Source organism: Paraburkholderia solitsugae (assembly GCF_013177695.1).
In the GTDB taxonomy this organism is placed as follows: Bacteria; Pseudomonadota; Gammaproteobacteria; order Burkholderiales; family Burkholderiaceae; genus Paraburkholderia; species Paraburkholderia solitsugae.
Genome location: NZ_WOEY01000190.1, coordinates 1 through 7,607, shown reverse-complemented (window position 1 = coordinate 7,607; position 7,607 = coordinate 1). Strand labels below are relative to the sequence as shown.

The following is a 7,607-nucleotide window of genomic DNA, read 5'->3' as shown; positions in this document are numbered from 1 at the left end:
ATGTCACGGCCCAGCGCCGCGATCAGACGCGTATCCAGTCCGTTCGCCCGGCCGATCACGCCGGCCAGGTCGCCGAGAAACGCCAGATCGACCTGATGGTTGGCAAGCGCTTCGTTGATCGCCGGTCCCGCCCCCTTGAAGAAAGTCCAGCGCACTTCCACACCGTCCTTCGCGAACGCCTTGTCGAGCAGCTTGTTGGCGTAAATCACATCGACCACGCCACCGCCGGCCGGCTTCGGCCCCGCGCTGATGTCCGGCACGGCGATGCGGATCACCGTCTGTGCAGCGACAAAACCGGGTGCTGCGAGCAGCCAGGTCAGTGCGACAAGCAACAACGGCTTGGCCCATTTGATCGAGAGGTTCATGGGTTCTCCTGGTGTTCGTGAGGATGGATGGAACAAACGCGCGGGCTGCCTGACACAAGCGGTCCAGGCGGCCCGCGAGGTTTAAGCGGCCTTCACAGCCGGATTCGGTACGACGCTGCGCGTAAAGCTGCGGCGACCGTCGACGCTGACCGGCACGTCGCCCTTCAGCGTCACACGGCGCACCACGCGGTGAGCGTCGCCGTAGTCGTTGACGGCGTAGTGCTGTGTCGCGCGGTTGTCCCAGATCGCGACGTCGCCCGCCTGCCAGCGCCAGCGCACGATGTTCTCGAGACGCGTCACGTAGGCTTGCAGCAACTCCAGTAAATGCGCTGACGCACTTGGCGTGAGCCCGACGAAGCTCTTCACGAAATGCCCGAGAATCAGCGTCTTTTCGCCGGATTCCGGATGCACGCGCACCACCGGATGGCCCGTTTCGTAACGTGTCGACACGAACACATCGCGATAGCGTTTGAGCGCTTCGGCGTCCCGCCCGCGCTCGCCGACGTTGGCGTAGTTCGCGTAGTCGTACTCGTTGCTGTGCACGGCCCACAGTTGCTCGGCGAGTGCTTTGAGCGGCGGTGGCAGATCGTCGTAAGCGGTGGCGGTATTGGCCCAGACCGTGTCGCCACCCACTGCCGGAATCGTTACGCCACGCAGGATCGACGCTTGCGGATACGCATCGACGAAAGTCACGTCGGTGTGCCACGAATTCGCGCGACCGCCGCGATGCGAATCGAGTTCGAGCAGGTAGTCGGTGCCGTCGACCACGGGCACCGTGGGATGCGAGACCGGTTCACCCAGCAGCTTGGCGAAGGCTTCCTGGTCGGCATCCTGCAGGTGCGTCTGGCCGCGGAAAAAGATCACCTTGTGGCGCACTAATGCCGCGCGAATCGCTTCGACGCTTGCCGGTTCGAGCTGACCCGACAGGCGCACGCCACGAATTTCCGCGCCGATGCGGCCAGTGACGGGATGAATGTCCAATGCGCTGGACGTCGCGAGACTGAGATTCGACATGCGATGCAACTCCTAAGTTTGAGGACGAGACAGGTCAGCGCGCCACGGGGCACGCGGGGCGAAAATCTTTATCTGAAGGTGACGGCGGCTCGAACCGGCCTAGCGTGGATCAGCTCAACAGCAGGTCGGCTGAATCAACACGCCTGCAAGGCGCGGCGAGTTGAATACGCCAGACAGGAGCGGCGACACGACGACGCCCGGAACCATGCGAAGCGTGGTTCGCGGCGGGCGGCTGAGTCGGCGGTATGGGAATGAATCAACACTTGAATGGCTCTGTCTGCTGAATCGATGAGCCTTTATCGGCAAAGTGGGCGCCGCGAATCTATCGCCCTTTAGACACTTGATAGAAGGGCTTTTTATATCGTTATCAGTTTTCTCACGCGGCGTCGCTCACTTCCCGCAGTGCCTCCAGATCGATCACTGTTATCCGGCAATAACGCACGTCCACGATACCCTGCTGCACGAGCCAGCGCAGTTCCTTATTGATGCTCTGCCGGGACGCAGCCAATAACGCCGCGAGGTCCTCCTGCGACAGCTTGATCGTCAGCTCCACGCCCCGCTCCGTTTTTTTGCCGTGCCATTCGGCAAGCCCGAGCAACTGATCCGCGAGGCGCGCACGAAATCCGGCCAGCGCCGTCTTGCCCATCCGGCCGTGCAATGCGCGGCTTCGCAGGCAGATCAGATCGAGCACGTTGCGTAACAACGCGGGCTCGCGGGCAAACAGGTCGAACAGTGCGCTGCCGGGGATGTGGAATAGCGTCGTCGAGCCGTGTGCGCGCTGGTCGTGCATCGAGCCGCGCCGGTCCATCACTGGAATAAAGTTGATGACCTCGTTCGGCCACATGTACACCGCCACTGCGCGCGCGCCGGCCGAGTTGGTCCAGCTCATTTCGATCGCGCCGGAGAGAACCACCTGGATGTCGTCGCACGCCTCATCGCGCGCGAAGATCAGCTCGCCGTTGGTCCATGTGCGCAGTTGACCAGCGTCGCATAACGCGTCGATTGCGTGTGCGGGCCAGCTTTTCAGGCAAGGGTTCGCGGTGAACGCAGCGTGGATCGAGTCACGAACGCCCGCGTCGAGCGAGCGGCCATCACGCCGCGACGAGAGCAACGGCGCGGGACGTGCGGGAGCAAGCCCGGCGGAGAGCACCGCGGATGGCCGCCCCGCGGAACGCAAGGCGGACGGCAGTCCCGCGGCGTCCAGATTGAATGCTTCGGTAATTGTGCTCATGGCTGACCGGCAAGAGATGCGGTTGGACTTGAATGACTGACAGGCAGTCGATCCTCCGATCTAACCAGTGTTAGCGGCGCGCGTAAAAGACTTGTTTTTTATGTGCTTATCACGCGTTCGGGCGTGACGACGACACGCGGATGCAATGACGTCGAAACCGTCATGATCCAGGCATCAGGGAGAGCGATCGACGGGCCCGCTGCCGCCGCGAGAAAACGGCTGGCATGCGGGCGACATACAGGTCAACGACGGGAAGTAACACGCGGCTAACGCGCGCTAACGGGTCACGGCAGCATCCGCTGCAATGTCTCATCCTTGAGCACGAAGCGATGAAACAACGCAGCCGCGATATGCAGCGCGATCAGCGCGAACAACACCCAGGCCAGATAGCCATGGATATCGCCCATTGCGTGCCCCGCCGATGAGCCGACCGGCGAGATGCTGGGGTACGGCAGCACGCCAAGCAGCTTGACGGACCATCCGCGCGACGATGCATTTGCCCATCCCAGCAAGGGCACCGCCACCAGCGCCAGATAAAGAAGACCGTGCGTGATGTGCGAAACGACACGGAAGAAAGGCGAAAGCGATGCAGGTGCCGGCGAGTGCGTGAGACGCCAGACGATTCGCAACACCACCACTGCAATCAGTGTTGCACCCACGCCGAGATGCCACGCGATCAGACCGTCAGGCCGCGTGCCCTTATGAATACCCGGCATGGTCCAACCGATCACGAATTGCGCAGCGATCAATAAGACCACCAGCCAGTGAAGAAACTTGGCTACGCCGTCATAGCCTGATGCGTAGCGTGAGAAATTGACCTGATCCGATCGCATGATCATGTGAATGTTTTAGCCGCAGTTGAACCACTGGATGGAGTGCGATTACCTGCGCCACGGGTACACGAATTCTGAGCGCAATAAGCGGGCATGCTACGGATCAAACCTTAAGAGAAGCTGATGCTGCGCCTGACGATCTCTTTCATCCGCATGAGGCGGCAACACATCGGCAGCCACGTAAAAAGTGCGATCAGCGACCCATGACGCCGGCTCGCATCCCGAGTCTGCAACCGAATGTATCCGCCCGGCATACGCACAGCGATACGCCACGCCGTGCATGTTCCAGCTGTTCAACCGCATGCGCGTCGACCTGCCCGAGCACACCGCATGCACGAAGGTACGGCATTTTTCGTAGCGCGCTCAACGGTTTGCCCGCCGATTTCTCGTCGGCGGAACGGCGAATCGCAGCGTTACACCGTGTCCCGACGTCGTGTTGTGTCCCTGGCCGGCCTGCGAAGAAATCGACACGTCCTGTTACACACGAACACACCGGTAATCCCGCCGCTCAGTAGAGTTCGATCACACGTAAAAGGGAGCGCCCTGTCATGAAACGAATTTTTGCGCTGGTCCTGTTGGCTGTCACCCTCGGTAGTGCATTGGGCGGTTGCATCATCGTGCCAGAGGGCGGTTATCACTATCACGAACATTACTAAGCGTTGCCCGCGCAGCGCTCTCCACACTCAATCGTAAAACCCGAGAATAAAACATGAGTCACTCACGAAGCCGTTGGCTGTCCATCGCGATCGTTGCAGGTCTGGGGATCGGTGCATCTTCCGCCGCTCTGGCGCACGTCGATGTAGGTGTGAACATCGGCATTCCGGGCGTGGCCTACGCGCCCGAGCCGGTCTATGCCCCTCCGCCACCTGTCTACGCGCCCCCTCCGCCGGTGGTGGTCGTGAGTCCGGGCTGGTATGGCGAGCGCTATTACGACGGTCACCGCTACTGGGAACGACGCGAGTGGGAGGAACACCATCACGACCGCGAATGGCATGACGCGCGCGGCTATCGCGACGGCCCGCACGGCGACTGGCACGACCATGGCGGTGATCACGGCGATCACGGGCATGGCGATGGTCACGGCTGGGGCGATCACTAATGCCTGGGCCGTGGCGGCGTCACTGACGCGACCGGCCCGCGCAGGCATTCGCGCCACACCTTTTGCAGGAGCGACGATTTGCTACGCAACGATCCACGGCGAGTAACAGCACGCATCGACGGCACGATCATTTCCGCCGAATACAGCGAACAAACCGGCCAACTGTGTTTGCGTCAGGACGGCACCGTACTCCGGGAATGGTTTCCACCTCATTCGTGGATCGCGATTGCGTCGGTGGCCGGCGCACGGCACTGGGGTACGCGGCCTTCTGACGAGGACCTTCATGCGTTGCTGCGCAACGAGATGACACTATTGCGCACGCCATAAGCGCCTGATCGGCACCTCATCACGTTCGCCTGTCATCTAAGGCATTGGGATCAGCGGCAGCGTACCCGGATTCGAAAAACACGTAACAACGACACGTAACAACGTCGTCGAAAGAAAAAGGCCGGTCACCGGAACATGTCCGCGTGACCGGCCTTCTGCATTCAACTCGCCAGATGCCGGGCGACCCAGCCAGCGCCGCAATGGTCGCCGTGCTGGTTTTGCCTTTAACGTGCGTTGTAAATCGGCGGCGAATAAGAGCTGACCGTCGTGTCACTGCCGCGGCCTGCTTGCCACGTGCCGTGGCTGGCCGAACCGTAACCGCTGGTATCGGCCTGAGCCGCACCTTGCTGTCCGGAAGCCTGCGTGGCCTGCGTTGCCTGCGCGTTCTGCGGGGCGGGCTGATTTGATTGCGCAAACGAAGCAATTGGGGCGCTAAGAACAACTGCAATTGCAACAGCTTTGATGAGCGATTTCATGAAACCACCTCCAGAGAATGTCTTAAACGCGCTGCAGATGTAACCTGTGGTGCAGCCGATGGAGACAGTCTAGGTGTCGATCAGGCGCGGATAAATCCTCCATTCCTGAATTCACTGTTGCTCTTTGACATGACAATGGCAGAAGCCCACCCATCAAGGGTTTGCCGGCGTGCGCCGGGCGCCGCGGGGTTCGTCTGATCAAACAATCCCCGGCGCGCATTCTATAAACGCTGGCTATATACGGACGCGCCAAAGCAAACCGTGTGTGGGTGCCGCAGCGCAGCAATCGGGGCCTTCATTCCGCCACGATCGCGGCGCCCGTAGCGACCACACAGTGGCCGGAAAATTTGTCGCTTAACTAAGCCTTTGCCGTTTCACACCAGGCATCCGCGGCCCACTCACTTGCGCTTATACCGCTGCGACACCCACATAGTTCTCCGCCATCGCGGTAGCCGCCGCACGCGACGTGGTCACGTATTCGAGCTCGGCCACCTGCAGTTGTTGCTCGAACGGCGAGGCGCCGTCAATGCGGTGCATCATGCTCGTCATCCAGTACGAGAAGTGCTCGGCACGCCAGACGCGCTTGAGCGCGGTTTCGCTGTAACCGTCGAGCAAATCCGTGCGATTTTCGACGTAGAACGCGTCCAGCGCTTTGGTCAACACGCGCACGTCGGCAACGGCGAGATTCATGCCCTTGGCGCCGGTGGGCGGCACGATATGCGCCGCGTCGCCGGCGAGAAAGAGCCGGCCATGCTGCATCGTGGCCGACACGAAACTGCGCATGCCAACAATGTTCTTCTGGAAAATCTTGCCATCCACGATGTGCTGGCCGTCGTGCGAATCGACGCGAGCGTGCAGTTCGGCCCAGATTCTGTCGTCGGACCAGTTATCCACCGACTCCTTCGGATCGCATTGGAAATACATGCGCTGCACGTTGTGCGAGCGCGTGCTGATCAGCGCAAAACCACGGTCGTGCCGCGCGTAGATCAATTCGTCCGATGAGGGCGGCCCTTCACACAGAATGCCGAACCAGCCGAACGGATAGACGCGCTCGAAGTCTTTGCGCAAGGCCTGCGGAATCGATGCACGCGACACACCTTGCGAACCGTCGCAGCCGATCACGAAGTCGCATTGCAATTCGCGCTCCTCGCCTTCGTGGCGATAGCGGATCGACGGTTTGTCGGTGTCGATGCCGTGCAGCGACGTGTCCGTCACGCCGAAACGCAGCTTCCCGTCAGCCGCCACGCGCGCGGCGACCAGGTCCTTGATGACTTCGTGCTGGGCGTAGACCGTGATCGAATGGCCGGTAAGTCCGGTCAGGTCAATACGGCGCCGCTTGCCTTCGAATGCCAGTTCGAAGCCGTGATGCAGCGCGCCCTCGGCCTTCATGCGCGCGCCGACGCCGGCTTCGGTGAGTAGATCCATCGTGCCCTGTTCGAGCACGCCGGCGCGGATGGTGGATTCGATCTGTTCGCGAGTGCGCGATTCGAGCACGACGGAGTCGATGCCGCGCAAATGCAGAAGATGGGAAAGAAGCAGGCCCGCAGGCCCGGCACCGATGATGCCAACTTGGGTGCGCATGAGTTGTCTCCTGAATGCGGCGTTTGATCTGCATGCAGTTTGACGATCATGCCTTGTATCGCGCAACGCGATATCGTGGATATGCCGTATCTAGTTTTGAGATAGAAGGCATATCCACTCGAAGGGCCCGGGTGAGCGAAAATGCGCGCTAACCGCTCCCAGACGCGCTTGCGGCTTAATCGATCGATGACTTGTCTTCCGCACCGCCTAGCGTGGTCTCAAGGTAAACCCCGACCCATTGCGAACCATCTCGGCAAGGGGTTCGTGGCGCGCCGGGGCTTCCCGGTGGCCACGCCCACGAGTCAGACCGCGAGTTGTCACGAAACAAACGGCTCGGCTACGCAAGAAACAGGCGGTACACCGGGTTCTGAGTTTCTTCCCAGTACGGGTAACCAAGCGTCGCGAGAAAGCGTTCGAACTCGCTGTTCTCGCTCTCCGGCACCTGGATGCCAACCAGAATCGAACTGTAGTCCGCACCCTGGTTGCGATAGTGGAACAGGCTGATATTCCAGTTCGGCGCCATCGACGACAGAAACTTCATCAGCGCGCCCGGCCGCTCCGGAAACTCGAAGCGGAACAGACGTTCGTCGTGGGCCAGAGGCGAGCGTCCGCCGACCATATAGCGGATGTGCTGCTTCGACAGTTCATCGAAAGTCAGATCGACAGTGGCAAAGCCGTGCG

Annotated in this window: 7 protein-coding genes and 2 pseudogenes; 2 read left to right on the top strand and 7 right to left on the bottom strand. The window is 61.0% G+C overall.

Annotation, left to right across the window (positions count from 1 at the left end):
• From GNZ12_RS43685 to GNZ12_RS43670, 4 genes and pseudogenes are all read right to left on the bottom strand, one after another.
• Positions 1–365 (bottom strand): annotated as a pseudogene (locus GNZ12_RS43685) (ABC transporter substrate-binding protein); the annotation flags it as partial.
• An 81-nt stretch (positions 366–446) separates the two neighbouring features.
• Complete coding sequence (locus GNZ12_RS43680) at positions 447–1,379, bottom strand: TauD/TfdA dioxygenase family protein (RefSeq protein WP_172319188.1); 933 nt, start codon at positions 1,377–1,379, stop codon at positions 447–449.
• A 376-nt stretch (positions 1,380–1,755) separates the two neighbouring features.
• Positions 1,756–2,610 carry a Crp/Fnr family transcriptional regulator gene (locus tag GNZ12_RS43675; protein ID WP_172319186.1) on the bottom strand — a complete coding sequence of 285 codons (855 nt, stop codon included), beginning with the start codon at positions 2,608–2,610 and terminating at the stop codon, positions 1,756–1,758.
• 284 nt (positions 2,611–2,894) lie between these two features.
• Positions 2,895–3,449 (bottom strand): cytochrome b, encoded by a 555-nt coding sequence (locus tag GNZ12_RS43670; RefSeq protein ID WP_407947774.1) that lies wholly within the window; start codon positions 3,447–3,449, stop codon positions 2,895–2,897.
• 703 nt (positions 3,450–4,152) lie between these two features.
• Between GNZ12_RS43670 and GNZ12_RS43665 the strand changes: the two genes are divergently transcribed.
• Entirely contained in the window at positions 4,153–4,542 is a 390-nt protein-coding gene (locus GNZ12_RS43665; RefSeq protein ID WP_172319184.1) for a hypothetical protein, read from the top strand.
• Positions 4,543–4,620: 78 nt separating this feature from the next.
• Complete coding sequence (locus GNZ12_RS43660) at positions 4,621–4,869, top strand: hypothetical protein (protein WP_172319182.1); 249 nt, start codon at positions 4,621–4,623, stop codon at positions 4,867–4,869.
• Positions 4,870–5,093: 224 nt separating this feature from the next.
• On the opposite strand, the gene GNZ12_RS43655 is transcribed toward GNZ12_RS43660, so the two are convergent.
• From GNZ12_RS43655 to GNZ12_RS43645, 3 genes and pseudogenes are all read right to left on the bottom strand, one after another.
• Positions 5,094–5,345 carry a hypothetical protein gene (locus tag GNZ12_RS43655; protein WP_172319180.1) on the bottom strand — a complete coding sequence of 84 codons (252 nt, stop codon included), beginning with the start codon at positions 5,343–5,345 and terminating at the stop codon, positions 5,094–5,096.
• Positions 5,346–5,753: 408 nt separating this feature from the next.
• Entirely contained in the window at positions 5,754–6,926 is a 1,173-nt protein-coding gene (locus GNZ12_RS43650; protein ID WP_172319178.1) for a 4-hydroxybenzoate 3-monooxygenase, read from the bottom strand.
• 337 nt (positions 6,927–7,263) lie between these two features.
• Positions 7,264–7,607: pseudogene (locus tag GNZ12_RS43645) on the bottom strand (threonine ammonia-lyase, biosynthetic); the annotation flags it as partial.

Excerpts from the sequence above, each read along its gene's own strand:
- GNZ12_RS43680 (WP_172319188.1), bottom strand. The coding sequence starts at position 1,379 with ATGTCGAATCTCAGTCTCGCGACGTCCAGCGCATTGGACATTCATCCC.
- GNZ12_RS43670 (WP_407947774.1), bottom strand. The coding sequence starts at position 3,449 with ATGATCATGCGATCGGATCAGGTCAATTTCTCACGCTACGCATCAGGC.
- GNZ12_RS43675 (WP_172319186.1), bottom strand. The coding sequence starts at position 2,610 with ATGAGCACAATTACCGAAGCATTCAATCTGGACGCCGCGGGACTGCCG.
- GNZ12_RS43655 (WP_172319180.1), bottom strand. The coding sequence starts at position 5,345 with ATGAAATCGCTCATCAAAGCTGTTGCAATTGCAGTTGTTCTTAGCGCC.
- GNZ12_RS43650 (WP_172319178.1), bottom strand. The coding sequence starts at position 6,926 with ATGCGCACCCAAGTTGGCATCATCGGTGCCGGGCCTGCGGGCCTGCTT.
- GNZ12_RS43665 (WP_172319184.1), top strand. The coding sequence starts at position 4,153 with ATGAGTCACTCACGAAGCCGTTGGCTGTCCATCGCGATCGTTGCAGGT.